The sequence below is a fragment of the Anaerolineales bacterium genome (assembly GCA_015075625.1).
GTDB lineage: Bacteria > Chloroflexota > Anaerolineae > Aggregatilineales > UBA2796 > UBA2796.
This window is the reverse complement of sequence record JABTTZ010000003.1, coordinates 645,858-661,376: the sequence shown is the minus strand read 5'-3', so window position 1 is coordinate 661,376 and position 15,519 is coordinate 645,858. Positions and strand designations below refer to the sequence as shown.

14 protein-coding genes are annotated in these 15,519 nt (G+C 55.8%); 8 read left to right on the top strand and 6 right to left on the bottom strand.

Going from position 1 to position 15,519, the window contains the following annotated elements:
• Positions 1 to 28: 28 nt before the first annotated feature.
• Positions 29 to 700 (bottom strand): trypsin-like peptidase domain-containing protein, encoded by a 672-nt coding sequence (locus tag HS103_17100; protein ID MBE7514519.1) that lies wholly within the window; start codon positions 698 to 700, stop codon positions 29 to 31.
• On the bottom strand, positions 700 to 1,596 hold the full coding sequence (locus HS103_17095; protein MBE7514518.1) for a trypsin-like peptidase domain-containing protein: 897 nt from the start codon (positions 1,594 to 1,596) through the stop codon (positions 700 to 702). The genes HS103_17100 and HS103_17095 overlap by 1 nt, the downstream gene beginning before the upstream one ends.
• A gap of 180 nt (positions 1,597 to 1,776) precedes the next feature.
• Here HS103_17095 and HS103_17090 point away from each other — a divergent pair, with 180 nt between their 5' ends.
• Positions 1,777 to 2,958 (top strand): phosphotransferase, encoded by a 1,182-nt coding sequence (locus tag HS103_17090; protein MBE7514517.1) that lies wholly within the window; start codon positions 1,777 to 1,779, stop codon positions 2,956 to 2,958.
• A gap of 74 nt (positions 2,959 to 3,032) precedes the next feature.
• On the opposite strand, the gene HS103_17085 is transcribed toward HS103_17090, so the two are convergent.
• Positions 3,033 to 3,713 (bottom strand): FHA domain-containing protein, encoded by a 681-nt coding sequence (locus HS103_17085; GenBank protein ID MBE7514516.1) that lies wholly within the window; start codon positions 3,711 to 3,713, stop codon positions 3,033 to 3,035.
• A 142-nt stretch (positions 3,714 to 3,855) separates the two neighbouring features.
• On the opposite strand from HS103_17085, the gene HS103_17080 reads away from it, so the two are divergent.
• The 3 genes from HS103_17080 to HS103_17070 all read left to right on the top strand — a co-directional run bounded on the left by HS103_17080 (position 3,856) and on the right by HS103_17070 (position 7,321).
• Positions 3,856 to 4,212 carry a hypothetical protein gene (locus tag HS103_17080; protein MBE7514515.1) on the top strand — a complete coding sequence of 119 codons (357 nt, stop codon included), beginning with the start codon at positions 3,856 to 3,858 and terminating at the stop codon, positions 4,210 to 4,212.
• Between the two features lie 239 nt (positions 4,213 to 4,451).
• Complete coding sequence (gene aspS, locus HS103_17075) at positions 4,452 to 5,759, top strand: aspartate--tRNA(Asn) ligase (protein MBE7514514.1); 1,308 nt, start codon at positions 4,452 to 4,454, stop codon at positions 5,757 to 5,759.
• Between the two features lie 140 nt (positions 5,760 to 5,899).
• A complete protein-coding gene (locus tag HS103_17070; GenBank protein MBE7514513.1) occupies positions 5,900 to 7,321 on the top strand; it encodes a hypothetical protein in 1,422 nt (473 codons plus the stop codon).
• Positions 7,322 to 7,430: 109 nt separating this feature from the next.
• On the opposite strand, the gene HS103_17065 is transcribed toward HS103_17070, so the two are convergent.
• Positions 7,431 to 8,234 carry an alpha/beta fold hydrolase gene (locus HS103_17065; protein MBE7514512.1) on the bottom strand — a complete coding sequence of 268 codons (804 nt, stop codon included), beginning with the start codon at positions 8,232 to 8,234 and terminating at the stop codon, positions 7,431 to 7,433.
• 231 nt (positions 8,235 to 8,465) lie between these two features.
• Positions 8,466 to 9,761 (bottom strand): helix-turn-helix transcriptional regulator, encoded by a 1,296-nt coding sequence (locus HS103_17060; GenBank protein ID MBE7514511.1) that lies wholly within the window; start codon positions 9,759 to 9,761, stop codon positions 8,466 to 8,468.
• Between the two features lie 86 nt (positions 9,762 to 9,847).
• Between HS103_17060 and HS103_17055 the strand changes: the two genes are divergently transcribed.
• Both HS103_17055 and HS103_17050 read left to right on the top strand, forming a co-directional pair.
• Positions 9,848 to 10,771, top strand: a complete 924-nt coding sequence (locus tag HS103_17055) for an SUMF1/EgtB/PvdO family nonheme iron enzyme (GenBank protein MBE7514510.1) — start codon at positions 9,848 to 9,850, stop codon at positions 10,769 to 10,771.
• A 213-nt stretch (positions 10,772 to 10,984) separates the two neighbouring features.
• Positions 10,985 to 12,232, top strand: coding sequence for an NYN domain-containing protein (locus HS103_17050; GenBank protein ID MBE7514509.1), 1,248 nt, complete (start codon positions 10,985 to 10,987; stop codon positions 12,230 to 12,232).
• A gap of 44 nt (positions 12,233 to 12,276) precedes the next feature.
• On the opposite strand, the gene HS103_17045 is transcribed toward HS103_17050, so the two are convergent.
• Positions 12,277 to 13,410, bottom strand: a complete 1,134-nt coding sequence (locus tag HS103_17045; GenBank protein MBE7514508.1) for a glycosyltransferase family 4 protein — start codon at positions 13,408 to 13,410, stop codon at positions 12,277 to 12,279.
• Positions 13,411 to 13,495: 85 nt separating this feature from the next.
• Here HS103_17045 and HS103_17040 point away from each other — a divergent pair, with 85 nt between their 5' ends.
• The gene (locus tag HS103_17040) at positions 13,496 to 14,200 is read left to right on the top strand and encodes a hypothetical protein (protein MBE7514507.1); all 705 of its coding nucleotides are present in this window, start codon (positions 13,496 to 13,498) and stop codon (positions 14,198 to 14,200) included.
• A 29-nt stretch (positions 14,201 to 14,229) separates the two neighbouring features.
• On the top strand, positions 14,230 to 15,498 hold the full coding sequence (locus tag HS103_17035; GenBank protein MBE7514506.1) for an imidazolonepropionase: 1,269 nt from the start codon (positions 14,230 to 14,232) through the stop codon (positions 15,496 to 15,498).
• Positions 15,499 to 15,519 lie beyond the last annotated feature (21 nt).

Here is a 15,519-nt window from a genome sequence, read left to right as displayed (position 1 = left end):
GGGCTGCGGATCGGTGCGTGAGTGGACGTTAGAGAATGTCCAAAAATTGCTCGTCTACGTTCAGATCACCATCCGCCTCAGTGTGGGGTGGCAGGGCGATCCCGCCAATCACCTGATCAAGGAAGGTCTGCACAGCGCTGACCGGAATTGCCAAGCCGATGGTCGGTCCGGTGATCATGGTATTGATCCCCACGACATGCCCTTCGGCATCGACAAGCGCCCCGCCCGAATGACCCGGGCGCATCCGCAAACTGGCGATCACCCAATCCTTCGCCATCGGCATCATGTCGGGGAATTCGCGCCCCGTGCCGATCACAATCCCGCTGGTAGACGCGCCCAACACCCCCCAGGGGTGTCCCACTGCCGTCACCCATTGTCCGGGCAGGGCAGGCGCGGTGGCGGCACGGGCTGTCGCCAGATCGTGGGCATCAATGTGCAAGGCGGCAAGATCGCGCTCTGGGTCAGCGGCGATCAGCCGAGCGCTGACGGTTTCCCCATCGGGAAGGGTCACTTGCACATTCCCGCGCCCAACGACGTGGGCATTGGTGACGATCACCCCATCTTTGTGCCAGATCATCCCCGCCCCCGCCCCCTGACGCATTCCCTGCCCGCTGCTGATCTGCACCAAGCTGCGGCGGGCTGCTCCCGAAATGGCGGCGAGGCTCTCGTTGAGCGCCCGCCCAATCTCAAAACCATCCATTATTTGCGCTCTCCAATCGTCACACTGACATCCTGAAGCTGCCCACCGCGCAAGACGCGGAGCGTTATTGCCCGCCCGACCATCTCGCTGCTGAGCATCCCCCGCAGCGTTTCCGGGGTGTGGAGCGCCTTTCCTTCCAGCGAGACGAGCGTATCACCGAGGAACAAGCCGCCCTTTTCAGCGGGACTGTCGCTCTCGACGGTCATCACCATCAAGCCCGTCTCTTGCTTGAGCGCCTCTGCCACCAGCGCGGGGAGCTTGACGGGTTGTGTCCCCACACCGAGGAAGCCGCGACTCATCTTGCCGTGCTTTAGAAGGTGTTCGGCAACGCGGACGATGGTCGCCGTCGTGATCGTCAGACTCACGCCATCCATAAGGGCGGAGGTGTTGATCCCGTAGACATGTCCGCTGGCGCTGAGCAGCGCCCCGCCGGAAAAGCCCGGATACATGGTCACATCCGTTTGCAGGTAGTAATCCAACTGCGCCCCGATGCGCATCTTCTCTGCGGATTCAAAGGCGCTGACGACGCCCAGTGTTGCCGTTACTTCCCGTCCGGGGCGTCCGAGGGCAAGGACGAGGTGTCCTACTTTAATGTCCTTGACATCTGCCCATGCCGGTGGGGTGAGCGTCACGCCCTCCACTTTCAGCAGGGCGAGGTCAGTAGAGGGGTCACGCCCGATGAGCTTCGCTTCAACGGTATCGCCATTGGGCAAGCCAACACGAAGGTTATCGTCGCGGTCTACGACGTGGTTAGAGGTCACGATCACGCCATCGGCGCGGTAGGCGACGCCCGTAGCAGGCATCCGGCGGCGGGTTTCCATACGAAGGATGCTTTGCCCGGTGGTGGCAACGCTGGCGGCGAGGGCATCAGAGAGTGATTTCACCATATCAGACATGGGGGGTATCCCTTGTTTCGTTTGTACATTAGGCAAAGGATACGCTAAGCGGCGGGTGGTAGGTATCCCCCGTTCGCAGAGGGACACCCTACCCGTTTGGGTGGGGGGAGAGCGATAGGCTACAATCTCTGTTACAACGATTATGCGCCACCGATACTTAAACGTTCAGCACAGGTACTCATGTCCGATTCGCGCCTTCGCCAGATACAAGCGCTCCAATTCACCGATAAACCCGCTGCCGAGGCGCTTCTGCTCGCCTTTGTGCGGGAGACCTTTCCCGATCTCATGGCGTTTCACGTGGAGCTACGCCCGCTTGCCGTCTCGCTGAATTCCTTCAATGGCTTTCTGACGCTCAGCGATGGGCGGCGGCTGTTCTTCAAATCCCATGTGGAGCCAGGGAGCGTCGTCAGCGAATATTACAACAGCGATCTGCTTGCCGAGGCGGGTTATCCCATCCTCAAACCGATCCGTGCCTCCACCGACTATGGACGGCAAGTTCTGATCTACGACGTGATCGAGTCGCCCTCTGTCTTTGATGTAGCACGTGCTTTGGAGCGCGGTGAGCGGGACGATCTGCACGCCCTTGCCGCCGCGCAGCACGCCGCCGATGATACCCTTCTTCAGATTTACCTGAACACGCTCCAATGGCAGGTTGATAGCGACGCGGCAAACGCGCCCATTCATCAGTTGTTCCATCACCGCCTTGCCGGAAGCCGTTATCAGGAATTTTACGCGGGGAAACCCTTCACCCTTCCCAACGGGGAAACCCTTCTATGGGAGGACATTCTAGAGCGGCGGTGGGTGATCAACGGGACGGCATTTGAGAGGACACTTGGCGAGGCGCTGGGCGACGCCCGACGCCTGCTAACTCCCGCCAAGCATGGCTGGTCGGTGGTGGGACATGGCGATGCCCACAATGGAAATGTGTTTTTCACCGCTGAGGGGCTGCTCTACTTCGATCCAGCCTTTGGCGGACGCCATTCGCCCCTGTTGGATTTAGCAAAGCCGCTTTTTCACAACACGGCGGCAACCTGGATGTACCATCCGGCAGAGGTGGGGGCAGCCCTCACGATAACCCTCCACGACGATGGGCAGACGCTCACCATCGAACATGACTACCGCCCCTCGTTGATTCGGGGGATGTTCAAGCAAAGCAAGATCGAGCGAGTCTACCTCCCGCTGGTTGACCATCTCACCCAGATTGACAAGACGCCCCGCGCCTACTATGACGACCTGCTGAGCGCCGCTCTGCTGTGCTGCCCTTTGCTGACGATGAACTTGGCTGATCGGGCTAAATTTTCGCCAGAGGTGGCGTTGTTGGGGTTGAGTTATGTTGTCCAAGTGGGCATGAGAGCGGAATGATGGCAGCTTAACCAAGCATGAGATAACCCTCAACCTAAAAGCGTTGAGGGTTTTTAGAAAGGGGATGCTCTTTGTTATTTTGCCAAGCGGAACATCAATGTCGATTCCCCCACCTTCACCACATCGCCATCCTTCAGGGGGATGGGCTGCGCCCCAACAGTATTCCCGTTCAGCACCGTCCCGTTGGCGCTTCCCAAATCCATCAGAACCCACATCTCCCCTTTTTTCGTCAGGCGGCAGTGCGGGCGGCTCACGGCACGGTCTGAGAGCGAAATATCCCATGCTGCGTCCACTGTTGAGCGCCCAATGGTGATAATGTCTTCGGCAAGCGTGAACTCTGAGCCTTCGTGGGGACCATTCGTGGCGATCAGTTTGGGTCGCCCTGTGCCGATAGCCGGAACAATGATCGTCCCCGTCTTGCGGGCGAATTCTTGCTCCTCCTCAGTGACAATCGCGCTAAATGACATTTGGGGGACGTAGAGCCGAATTTGGTCGCCATGCGCAAGGGGGAATGGCGCACTAAGGCGTTGGTCGTTGACAAATGTCCCGTTGGCGCTGCCTAAATCGGTGATGGTGAACACGCCATCCCGAAAGGCGACAACAGCGTGTTGGCGGCTGACATGCCGTTCGGGAATACTGATGTCATTTTCTGGGGCGCGTCCGATGCTGGCGGTGGCGCCCTCAACGAGGACGAATTCACGCTTCTCTTGGGTCTGCGGGTCGTCCCATGAAATTTTAGCGAGACCTTCAGGCATGGACGGTGCTGCTCCCTTGTTTCTTTGTGGCGTGTTTCTCTGTGGCGCTTTCATTGTACACGATTTCAGAGCAAGTGCGGGCGTCTCGCATTATAATCTACAGTATCTTTGTGATTGTTTGCACAGATGGAGCGTACTAAGCGTGATTCATTCCAGCGGTGTGCTGCTGCTGACCGCCTTGTTTACCTTGTTGGTCTTTCTCATCCAACGGGCGGAGAAAAACCGCCGGTTTGCCACGTTCATCATCCTGATTCTGTTCGCCGCGCCGATTGTCTCTGGCTATGGCATCTACCGCATCACAAACGAATGTACGCTCCCCTTTCCGATCATGTGTTTGGGACTCAATTTTCGGGCGCGGCAGGAGATGATCGCCTATGCGACGGTGAATACGGCAGTGGTCTGGGCGTTGGTCTTGAATTTTATCTTTTGGGCGCTCATCGGACGTTATAATCCTCCCGGTTCAAGCGATGAGATCAAGGTGATCGGGTTGAAAGATTAACGAAGGTTACGGTGCCGTTGGCAGCCTATCCCCATGGCAATCGATGAACGGCTATTCGTACTACGACTTACCCCGTTGAACGTGTTACATGGCGCTGAGAAGATCGTCGGTGGGCTACTGGCGTGGCGATCCCTTCCGATCCCCTCATTGCCAATTGACGCCGCCCTTCTGTGTGTGCTACATTGCGCTTTCATTCACAAATATGGCTGACAAAACAGATATATGGGGGCTTGTCGCGCATGACGTTGGAACGAACCTATACAGCGGAAATTGGGCAGCACGTTGGGGAAACCGTGCGCATCGTCGGCTGGCTGCACCGGCTGCGGGCGTTGGGTGGCGTCAATTTCGTGATCATCCGAGACCGGACGGGCGTTGCCCAAGCCGTCGCCTCGGCAGAGGCGCTCACTCCCTTAGATGGTCTTCATGTGGAGACGATCCTTGCTGTGACGGGACGTGTGGTAGAGAATGCGCAAGCGCCGGGCGGCTATGAACTCTTTGATCCCGTCTTAGAGGTGATCACTCCGGTGCGGGAGGCTGCCCCCTTTGCCTTGTACAAAGATCGTGTCCGGGCATCGCTACCTGTTTTCCTTGATCATGCTGTGTTTGGACACCGGGCATTGGAGCGGCGGGCGGTGGTACGCCTGCTTGCGGGTGTTATGCGCGGGTTCCGCGAGACTCTGCAAGGGAAAGGCTTTACGGAGATTCAAACCCCGAAACTCGTTGCCTCGGCAACAGAGAGCGGGGCAAACGTGTTTCCGGTGGAGTATTTCGGACGGACGGCATACCTTGCCCAAAGCCCGCAGTTCTATAAGCAAATTATGGTCGGTGTTTTTGAGCGCGTTTATGAGGTTGGACCGGTGTTCCGCGCCGAACCGCACGCCACCAGCCGCCACCTGAACGAGTATGTCAGCCTCGATGTGGAGTTCGGATTCATCCGCGATCATTTTGATGTGATGGCAATGCTTGCTGAAACAGTGCGGGGGATTCTGATCTACCTCCAAACCCATTGCGCGGCGGAACTCTCCCTCCTTGAGGTGGACATGCCAATGCTGCCTGAAAACGTCCCGCATATTTACTTTCCCGACGCACAGCAGATGCTTCATGATCAATTTGGGGTGAAAGATGCCCTCGGTGAGCCTGACCTTGCTCCCGAACATGAGCGCATCTTAGGCAAATGGGCAAAGGAAACCTATGGCAGCGATTTTCTTTTCGTCACCGGTTACCCGATGGTGAAACGCCCTTTCTATACACACCCCAACCCCGCCGATCCGCGTTACTCAAACAGCTTTGACCTCCTTTTTCGAGGGGTGGAACTGGTCACGGGTGGGCAGCGCCTCCATAAGCATGAGGATTATCTTGAGGCGGCGGGGCGCTTCAAATATGCGCTGGACGCTTTTCAGCATTACTTTGAGGCGTTCAAATTTGGAATGCCCCCACATGGCGGCTTTGCCATTGGCTCAGAGCGCTTTGTAACACAGCTTTTGGGCTTGGAAAATGTCCGCAGCGCGGTGCTGTTCCCGCGTGACATTAACCGCCTAACGCCGTAACCTACGCAATCCTGACGTTTGCCCACCGTGTGAGCATCTGATGAATTCACACTCGACACAGGAGGCGTTTCTAGGGTATCCTTTACCGCCGAAAACCCCTCCACTTTGCTCTTGAAGTGTAGGTTGTATTGGAGGAAACGTTGAAACTGGCACGTATTTTCGCAGTTGTTGGAATGTTCTGCGCGGTGGTCATGCTCATGATCGCGCCGTCGGTAGGGCATGTTGGCGCACAGGGAAATTCGACCCCTGCTATTGTTATCATCACGGCAACCCCGGTAGGGGGTGGCGCTCAACCCGTTGAGCCGCCCGTCGCCGCGCCGCCCGCTGGGGCAACGGCAGCCCCTCCAGAGTGGCAGGCATTTAATGCCGCCCGCGCCTACCTGACAAAGAAGATCAACAAAAACCTGAAGTATGTCACCAACTGGACATGGGACTTGCTCATGTTCCCCGACACGACGTTGGGCTGTCAGGTTTCCGGCGAAACCTCCATCAAGGGGGATACGCCGGGCTATAAAATCACCATTCAGCCCCTCGGTGATAGCAATATCTACGACATCCGCGTGAAGATTGACCTCTCGAAGGTCTACGATTGCGGCATCGCCGGAACTGGCGCATCGGGCAGCCCGATTTCGGGTGGCACGGGGTCGGTTGTCTCTGGCGATTTTGAATTGGGCGGTCACGCTCAGGAATTGAACGCGAACACCGTCCAACGCATGAAGGAAGCCAAGATGCGTTGGGTGAAGAAGCAGGTTCGCGGCGGTGAGGGTCCGTCCTACATCAGCCAAGCCAAGGCGAATGGGTTCAAGATTATGCTTGGCGTGGTAGGCGATAAGAGTCGCGCTATGGACCCGAACTACCACACGGAATATGCCGCGTGGGTGGGCAGCCTTGCCGCAGCCGGCGCTGATGCGATTGAGGTGTGGAACGAGCAGAACCTTGACCGCGAGTGGCCCAATGGGCAGATTAGCCCGCAAGTCTACACGCAACTTTTGGCGAAGGCATATGCCGCCATCAAAGCCGCTAACCCGAATACCATCGTGATCAGCGGTGCGCCCGCCCCCACCGGCGGCGCGGCGGGTGGCAAATCTGCTGCCTTCTGGAACGACGATGTGTACATGGCGGAAATGGCGGCGGCGGGTGCTGGTCAGTATGCGGATTGCATCGGCTTGCACTATAACGAAGGCATCGTCAGCCCTGGTCAATCCAGCGGCGACCCCCGTGATAACTACCCAACCCGTTACTTCGGGACGATGTTGGCGCGTGGCTTGGCGTCCTTCCCGGGCGAACGTGCCTGCTTTACGGAGCTTGGCTACCTGACGCCGGAAGGCTACGGGGCGCTGCCCGGTGGTTTTGCTTGGGCGCAAAACGTGACGATTGCTAACCAGCGCGATTGGTTAGCTGAGGCAGCCGTGCTGTCTGCGGCAAACCGCGTCCGCTTGATGATCGTCTGGAACGTGGACTTCCCCGTCTTCGATGGTGGCGACCCCATGGCGGGCTACGCGATCATCCGTCGGGATCGGTCTTGCCCCGCCTGCGCAAAGTTGGCGAGCGTTATCCCCTAACCTGCGCTTAGGGACAATCAGAACGGGCGATCCAACTGGATCGCCTGCTGCATAGTGACATCAAGGACGCATACGTCTATCGACCTACGCGCCCTTCCCCAATTACCGCTTAAATACTCCCCAAGAAACTCAGCACCATTTCAGCAAATTTCTCCGGGTATTCCATATTCGGCAAGTGCGCTGCATTGGGGAGTATCACCTTCCGCGCTCCGGCGATCCCCGCCACGAGTGCTTCACAGTTTGCTGCGACCTCGCTGACATCTTTATCGCCCCAAATGACAAGGGTTGGGCAAGCAATCTCCGCAAGCCGCCCAACAGCCGGAGGAGTTAGGGTGATTGGCGTGAGCGTCTCACTCTCGTGAAGGGCGTAACTCCCTCGAATCATCCGTCGGGCATGGTCTAATACAGCCGAATCGACCTCATTTGGGCGGCGGTAAGGTCCTTGCACCCAAATTTGGACTTCCAGATCGGTCAGTTCGTCCCATGCCTTTCTTTCTCCAGCAGCTTCAGCGGCGGCAAAAAGAGCTTCTTCGGCAGGCGTTACGGGGGCTTCAAATCCGCCTAAACCTGCCGCCACAGGGATGAGCGCTGAAACCCGTTCGGGGAATTCAAGGGTGAAATCGGTGGCAATTTGCCCCCCACGAGAGACGCCCATCACGGCTGCCTTCGCTACCCCTAGATGATCGAGCAGCGCCCGCAAATCATCCCGATTGGAGAAGGTAACATCCGTGCTGGTCGTTTTTCCCCATCCCCGTGTGTCATAGCGAATCGTTCTGTGACGCGCTGTGAACGCTGTCCACTGGTAATCCCACATCGTCTGATCGGCAACGCCAGCATGAATGAGAACAAGCGGCGACCCTTCACCGGCAACCTCATAATAAATCTCTCCGCCATTGTGTGCTAAGGTAGGCATCGATTCGCTCTCGCCAATAGAAAATTCGTTCTAGAAAGTATACCATGTTTCAGCAACACATCCTAAGTATCTATCCGTCTGAACCATGTGAACGGTAGGCACACCCCCTCGCCCACACAGGAGGCGAGGGGGGATTATTCCTCTGAGGGGCGCTGCCCCTCACCACCCCTGTGGTGATAACAGCACTCACACACCAACTCCGAAATAGGCTCTAAGAATCATGGTTACCTACTAACGGCGGGTGTAAGCGATCACCTTGTTGTAACCTTGATCAATCAGCAGGTGATCGCCTTCGCCGTTTTTGAATGCGGTGATCACCCCTGTGACCAATACATCTATCTCAGGACTTGCGCCTGCCTCACTAAAGTCTTGTGCTTGCTCAAAGGCTGCCGCAGCGCCACGCATATCCCTCTGATGAAGGAGCGCATCACCGCGATTGACGGTGATCACGAAGGCGAGAGAGGGGGTTTTCTCCATCACACAGTAGGATGCCGCACGGTCAAAATAAATAAGAGCCGCTGCATAATGCCCTTGGCTGCTTTGGGCTATACCGCGATTCACCCAGAGAGGCACGGCGGCGGGGAGCAATGCCGGATAACGCTCAACATAGGCACTGGCTTGCTCGAAATAGTTTTCAGCACGGGCAAGATCATGACAACGGGCAAAAAGATCACCCAGGTTATTCAAGGCGATCAGTCCATAGCGTTCACCTTCGGGGCTTGCCACCCCCTCTGCCAACACCTGTAATGCCGTATAATACTGTTCTGCATCCCCATAGTGCCTGCGGTAGGCTGCCCACATGCCAAGCGCGTTCAGCCCGCGTAGGCGTACCGGTTCATCTTCCAGATCAGGGTAGAGTCTCTCTAACATGCCCGCGTAGGAATCCCCTTCGGCTGCCGCAAAATCGCTCTGAGCTAACGTCCATAATATCATGGGGAGTGCCTGAGCAACGATTTCGCCCAGTGGATAGCCGGATGCACAGTGTAGGGTAGCGGCAAATGCTTGATAGGCATCCCTGTAGCGTCCTAAAGCATACAGGCACATCCCTAATTCCAGTCGCAAGCGCGTATTGAACTCAGTCCGTCCCAGAACTTCGGCAAGGTAAAGGGTATGTTCTAAGATATAAACTGCTTTGGTGGGGGGAAGGTCTCCCAACAAACGCCCTTCGCTCTCACCTAAGATGGCGATCACCCATCCACCTAATTCACCCTCCAACGCCTGCACTGTGCGCTCTTTTAGAAGGGGGTGGTGAGGGGAATGACGGCGCAAATGGACTAGGGAGGGAAAGCCGGCACAATGGAGCAGATCATCTGTTTGGGCTGTGGTTAGGGCAAGGCTGCGTGCAATCTTGAGAACATCTTCCCAATAGCGGGGGCGGCGGGCTTCGCCGTTGAGCCAGTTTGCTACGGTGCGGCGGGGCAGCCCGGCTTGGCGGGCAAGCTCACTGGCGTTTACCCCGGCGTTGGCTATATATGCCTTTAATTGGGAGGCAAAGGCGCTCGCAATCGTATCACCTCGGTGTGCCACTCTGTGCCACTTTCTTGCCGGATGGCGATCAGAATTACCGGTCAGGATAGTATTTCCTGAACGGTACGGACAAGCAAGGAGAGAATATGAACCGCCGACAGGTCAGTTTGGGAATATTAGTGACGATAATGAGCATTATCGTGATCACAGGAGGCCGGCGAGTAATGGGGGATACACCAAGCGCGGGAGACAGCCGCACCGATGATAAAGGCATTGCCCAAGTCTTTGTTCCGCCGGGCTGTTTTATCATGGGGACAGATTACAAAGAGGCACAGGCGTTGATCAAAACACTGAATGCGCCGTCATGGGTGGCAAGTGCGCTCCAATATGAATCCCCCGCCCGTGAAACATGCTTGACGAAGGGCTATTGGATCGATACGTATGAAGTGACGAACAAGGCATATGGGGCATTTGTGGAGGATGGCGGGTACACAACAGAGGCTCACTGGTCACCAGACGGATTGAAGTGGCTAAAGCGACAGAACGTCTCGAAACTCCCCCTCCCCTGTGAATTTAGCGAGGATGATTTCCCCCGTCTGTGCGTTACATGGTACGAGGCGGAAGCCTATGCTCATTGGCGGGGTGGACGATTGCCTACAGAGGCGGAATGGGAATTTGCTGCACGGGGGACGGAATCCCTGATGTACCCCTGGGGGAACGAGTTTGACCCTCTAAAAGCGAATGTGGTGGGGACAAAAGCGCCAATGCCGGTAGGGAGCTATCCAGAGGGTATTAGTTGGGTTGGCGCTCATGATATGGCGGGCAATGCGATGGAATGGGTGGCAGACTGGCTAAGCGCGGATTACCCTCGGTTGAAGATCAAAGAGGATCCAACAGGCCCCGAAAGCGGACTGAGGAAGATGGAAAAAGGTGGCTGGTGGGGGAGCAATGGCTTTGTTGCCCGTTCCGCGTACAAACACTTTGAAGACCCGCCCAACTATCAAGATCACCATATTGGCTTCCGCATCGTGACGCCTTTGGAGGAAAGCATCGCGGAGAAACAACCATGAGATTCAGGCTTGGCGGATAGTGGGGGATGGGACGCATTCCAAGCCCCGAAGGGGTGGCTGCTTTCAGCCCGCTGCTCTTTAGCGGCGGGATCATGTGCTATTATGCTGCCTGTTCATTGTGGTTGTACTAGGAAAATCCTTCACAGCTTTCACCCCTTGCCCCCTCTCCCTGCTGCGCAGCGCTAATAGGAGAAGGGGTAAGGACAACCCTGTATGATTTCCCATCTTGATTTTTGTATTGGGGGGGGTAATATTATAGGCAGTTTCTCTGTATCAGTGAAAGCTGTGCGCCGCCCTATGTCTTCACCCAATCCTGTCTTTGCCGTTTTCATTGATGGGGACAACATATCCACGACACGATTTATAGAGGTATGGAAAAAGCTAAAAAAGAATCTAAACCCTCGTATGGCGAAGGTCTTTTTTGGTAAAAACTCACTGGATCAGTGGGAGAAAACTGCTGGACAGCACGGAATACATCCCGTTTGGGTGCCAAGCAATACCGGATCAGGTAAAAATAGTGTTGATATCTCCCTTGTGATTGATGTCATGGAGATGCACTACACCCAAAAAGATATTACACACTTTTGCATCATCGCTAGTGACTCCGATTATACGGCATTGGCAACGCGACTCAAAAATGAGGGCAAGTATGTGTTAGGGATTGGCGAAAAGAATACACCGCCAACCCTTCGCAGCGCTTGTTCACGCTTTCTCGAGTTCGATGAGATAGTGCCGCCGGACCCAGATGTTACCCAAAACAAACCGGTAGAAACAATACCTTCGGTACAGACCAAGCCCGCACCGTCCACAGCCAATGGCGACAATAAGAAGCCAACCGCCGCCTCGCCTTCGGTACAGACTAAGCCCACACCTAGTGGGAACGAAAAAAAACTAGCACCCTCGCCAGCCGTAAATACGCAGCCAAACACCGAACCGCCTCCCAAAAGCCCTTTTGATTCTCTGTTTCTGAGAGCGTTGATTAACGCACATCAAAGCATTCCCGCGTCTTCACAAACAAATGATGGATGGATTCAACTGCCCGCCTTGATGGCTGAGGTCAAAAAACAACCTACGAACGCTCAATTGAGTTCAAAAGAAGTGGCAATGATGGTGACATCTTTCGCCACTGTGTTCCCCAAATGGTTTGAAATTGAGGAGCAATCGGATACAAAGCCAGTGTCTCATCGCCTGCGATTGCCTCAAGAGATTGGGCTTTACATGGTTTTGGCGGCATATGTCAGTGTCGTTAAAAACCCGAACGTAGAAAGCACAGGGGGGTGGGTAAAACCAACGTCTATCGGTCAGGCATTGAAGGATTTGTTTCCAGTTACCCCTATTCGCTATAAAGGGTCATCGAAACTTCAAAAAGTGCTTGAAGAAATAAGCAAGGATAATCCCGGACTGATTCCACATAGAGTGAAAGGCAGCATTTTTGAAATCCTGATTAATCGCATTACCTAACCAGCGGCTGAGTAAAATGAAGGCTGGGCGTTACGCAGTTGCCCTCATAAAGGCTTCCGCCAAAGGCGTTCGTAAACGCGCACTGTCGCCTCGGCAATGCGTTGATGGGTGAAGTACGCCTCTACCCGCGCCCGCCCCTTCTGGGCAAGATCAGCGTGTCGCGCTGGATCGGAGAGTAGCCCCCGCAGCGCTTCAGCTAGGGCGTGCGGGTTTTCCTCTGGGACAATAACGCCTGCATCCCCAATCACATCGGGAATTGCCCCACTGTCTGAGCCAATGACCGGGACACCCGATGCCATTGCCTCTAGGATCACCCGCCCGAACTGCTCTTTCCATGTTGGCAGCGTCCGTGAGGGCAAACAGAGGACATCCAATTGGGGGTAAAGGGTGGGCATTTGCAGCGACGGCACATGCCCGAAAAAGGTCACTTGTTCAGCAATGCCAAGTGTCGCCGCCAAGCGTTCTAGGGCTTCCCGTTCGCTCCCTTGCCCAACGATCATAAGACGAATTGCTTGCCCTCCCGCGATCACCTCCTGCGCCGCCCGCAGCAAGAGATCAACGCCCTTTTCGGGAACAAGCCTTCCAATAAAGCCGACGACTCGTTCCGCGCCGTCCCTTTCCCCCTGTGGGTCAATGGTGTGCGGACGGAAAGGAAAATCTGCCAAATCAACGCCAAACTGCGGGATCACCGTCAACCCGCCGCGATGCCCTTTTGCTCGAAAGACCTCTGCGGCACTTTCTGTTCCCATAATGCCCTGATCAGCACGATACAAGACCCATCGCTCCCCCCACGAAAAAGGCGGCGGGTAACGGCGGCAGATGTTCTGCCAACTAAAATAAAGCGTTTTTGCCCCGATTCGTCGGGCGTGCCAGAGCGCTTGCCATGTGGCGAGATTGTAAGGTTCTTCATCACTATGAACGATGTCTGGTTGCCACTCTTGGATCAGGCGACCCAACCCAGGGTAGACATGAAGATGGTAGTTTCCATTGAAACGCGGAGGAATCACCGCCACCTGATACCCCTTCATATGAGCGCGTTCAAGCGGAATCGCCCCACTTTTATCCGCCCAAACGGGTGGCACAACAAGCATCAGGTCAACGCCAAGTGCGGCGATCTGCTCCAATTTTCGTTGGTAAATACCCACCACACAGGCTTTGGAAATCATCAGAACGCGCATGGGTAGTCCTCTCGTAGGGTGGACGTGGGGAAGGGAAAGCCCGCCCGTGCTATAATCCCTTGCCAAGTTTGAGGGTGTGGATGTGATGATGAAGCGTGCATGTGTTTGTTTGGGGCTGTTCCTTGCCGTTGGATTGCTGCTGCCGCGCCCCATCGCCGCACAAGGCGGGGAAATGGGGACAATCTGCGTCGTTGCTTACGGTGATACGAACGAGAACGGCGTTCGGGATGCGGGCGAAGAAGCGCTCATGGCGATGAATGTCACCTTGCGAAACATCGCCAACGTGGTCGTAGCAAACCATGTGACCATTGCTCCCGCTCCATTTTGTTTTGAGGGCGTTCCTCCCGCTCAATACACCTTGCATGTGAGTCACCCAGAGTATAGCGCGTCAGAGGCGGTTGTCTTGCAGCTTGGGGCGGCGGAACGACTGACGCGGGAACTTGGTGCAGTACGTCTAGCCGCGCCAGCAGTACAGGAATCTATTCTTTATATTCCGCTCACGCTCCCTGTCCGTCTGGGGGTAGCGGCGTTAGGGGCGTTGCTGGCGATAGTCATTGTCGGGGGAATAGGGATGGTCATCTTTGGCGCCTTTATCCACCGCCGGACAGATGATGCCCTTCCCCCCCTAAGTGATGATCATGATCACCCCCATGCGGAGGAATTCGGCGTCCCGCTCCAAGAAGATGATATTCCCATTTTGACGCGGGTAAACGTCCGCCGAACAGCACCCCTTCCCTATGTTGATGAGGAAGAACCATCTGTTGGCAGTCAGTATGATCTGCCCCAATAGATTTTTTCTAGGAGAGAGTCAATATGCCAATGATTGTTGATCGAATTGTGGATCGGATTGGGCAGTTGTGTGTCATGCCTGCTCATGAGGGGAAACCCCAGCGTGGGGAATATTTGGGCGATTTAGGGTTGATTCAAAACGCCGCTGTTGCCATGCTTCATGGGCGAATTGTTGCCGTTGGCGAACGCGAGGCAGTTCTTGCCGCCTACTCCCCCAACGCGATCACCGATGCCGAAGGGCGCTTGGTCACACCGGGGTTGGTCGATCCCCACACCCATATGGTGTGGGCAGGGGATCGCGCTGCCGAACTGGAACAGCGCATCAACGGGGCAACCTATATGGAAATTAATGCGGCAGGGGGGGGAATTAACCGGACTGTCCGCGAAACCCGCGCCGCCACCTTAGAATCGTTGATCAACCAAACCGCGCCGCGCCTTCTTCGCGCCCTTCAGCATGGGACAACCACCCTTGAATGTAAGACCGGTTACGGCTTAAACACGGCGACTGAGATCACGCTACTGAACGCTATTGCTTTGCTAGATATGGAGCAGCGCATCGATCTTGTCCCCACCTTTATGGGGGCGCACGATATTCCTCCAGAGTTTGCCGAGGATAGTGATGGCTATGTCGATCTGATTGTGAATGAGATGATCCCGAAGGTAGCCGTTTGGAAGGCAGAACTCTATCCGGGCATTCTTTATTGCGATGTTTTTTGCGAGCAAGGCGCTTTCAGCGTTGCCCAAACAGAACGTATTTTTGAGATGGCGCGAATGGCGGGGATGACCCCCCGGTTACACGCTGATGAGTTTGCCGCTCTCGGCGGTGTTCCTCTCGCCGTAGCAGCCGGCGCACGGAGTGTGGATCATCTCTTGGTAACGCCAGTGGATCAGGTGCGTTTACTCGCGGCATCGGAGACAATCGCTACCTTGCTGCCCGCCACGCCGTTTGGCTTGGGAATCACCAACACCGCCCCCGCCCGCGCTTTGATCGAAGCCGGGGCGGTGGTTGCCTTAGGAACGGATTGCAACCCCGGCACCGCCTGGTGTGAGAACATGCAGTTTGTCTTGGCGTTGGCAGCACGAAATTTGGGGATGACGCCCGCACAATCCCTTGCCGCTGCCACAATCAACGCCGCCTTTGCCGTAGATCGCGGTGATCAAGTGGGTAGTATCGAGGTTGGCAAGAAAGCCGATCTCGTCCTTTGGGATGCCGAAGATTACCGCTTTTTGGCGTATCGTTTTGGTGGAAATTTAGCCCACACGGTCATAAAAGACGGCGAGATCGCCTACCAGAGTTAAGCACCAACCTAGCCCAGCCGG

Bases quoted from the DNA above. Each gene is read 5' to 3' on its own strand.
- HS103_17100 (MBE7514519.1), bottom strand. From the start codon at position 700: ATGGATGGTTTTGAGATTGGGCGGGCGCTCAACGAGAGCCTCGCCGCC.
- HS103_17095 (MBE7514518.1), bottom strand. From the start codon at position 1,596: ATGTCTGATATGGTGAAATCACTCTCTGATGCCCTCGCCGCCAGCGTT.
- HS103_17090 (MBE7514517.1), top strand. From the start codon at position 1,777: ATGTCCGATTCGCGCCTTCGCCAGATACAAGCGCTCCAATTCACCGAT.
- HS103_17085 (MBE7514516.1), bottom strand. From the start codon at position 3,713: ATGCCTGAAGGTCTCGCTAAAATTTCATGGGACGACCCGCAGACCCAA.
- aspS (MBE7514514.1), top strand. From the start codon at position 4,452: ATGACGTTGGAACGAACCTATACAGCGGAAATTGGGCAGCACGTTGGG.
- HS103_17065 (MBE7514512.1), bottom strand. From the start codon at position 8,234: ATGCCTACCTTAGCACACAATGGCGGAGAGATTTATTATGAGGTTGCC.
- HS103_17055 (MBE7514510.1), top strand. From the start codon at position 9,848: ATGAACCGCCGACAGGTCAGTTTGGGAATATTAGTGACGATAATGAGC.
- HS103_17050 (MBE7514509.1), top strand. From the start codon at position 10,985: ATGATTTCCCATCTTGATTTTTGTATTGGGGGGGGTAATATTATAGGC.
- HS103_17045 (MBE7514508.1), bottom strand. From the start codon at position 13,410: ATGCGCGTTCTGATGATTTCCAAAGCCTGTGTGGTGGGTATTTACCAA.
- HS103_17040 (MBE7514507.1), top strand. From the start codon at position 13,496: ATGATGAAGCGTGCATGTGTTTGTTTGGGGCTGTTCCTTGCCGTTGGA.
- HS103_17035 (MBE7514506.1), top strand. From the start codon at position 14,230: ATGATTGTTGATCGAATTGTGGATCGGATTGGGCAGTTGTGTGTCATG.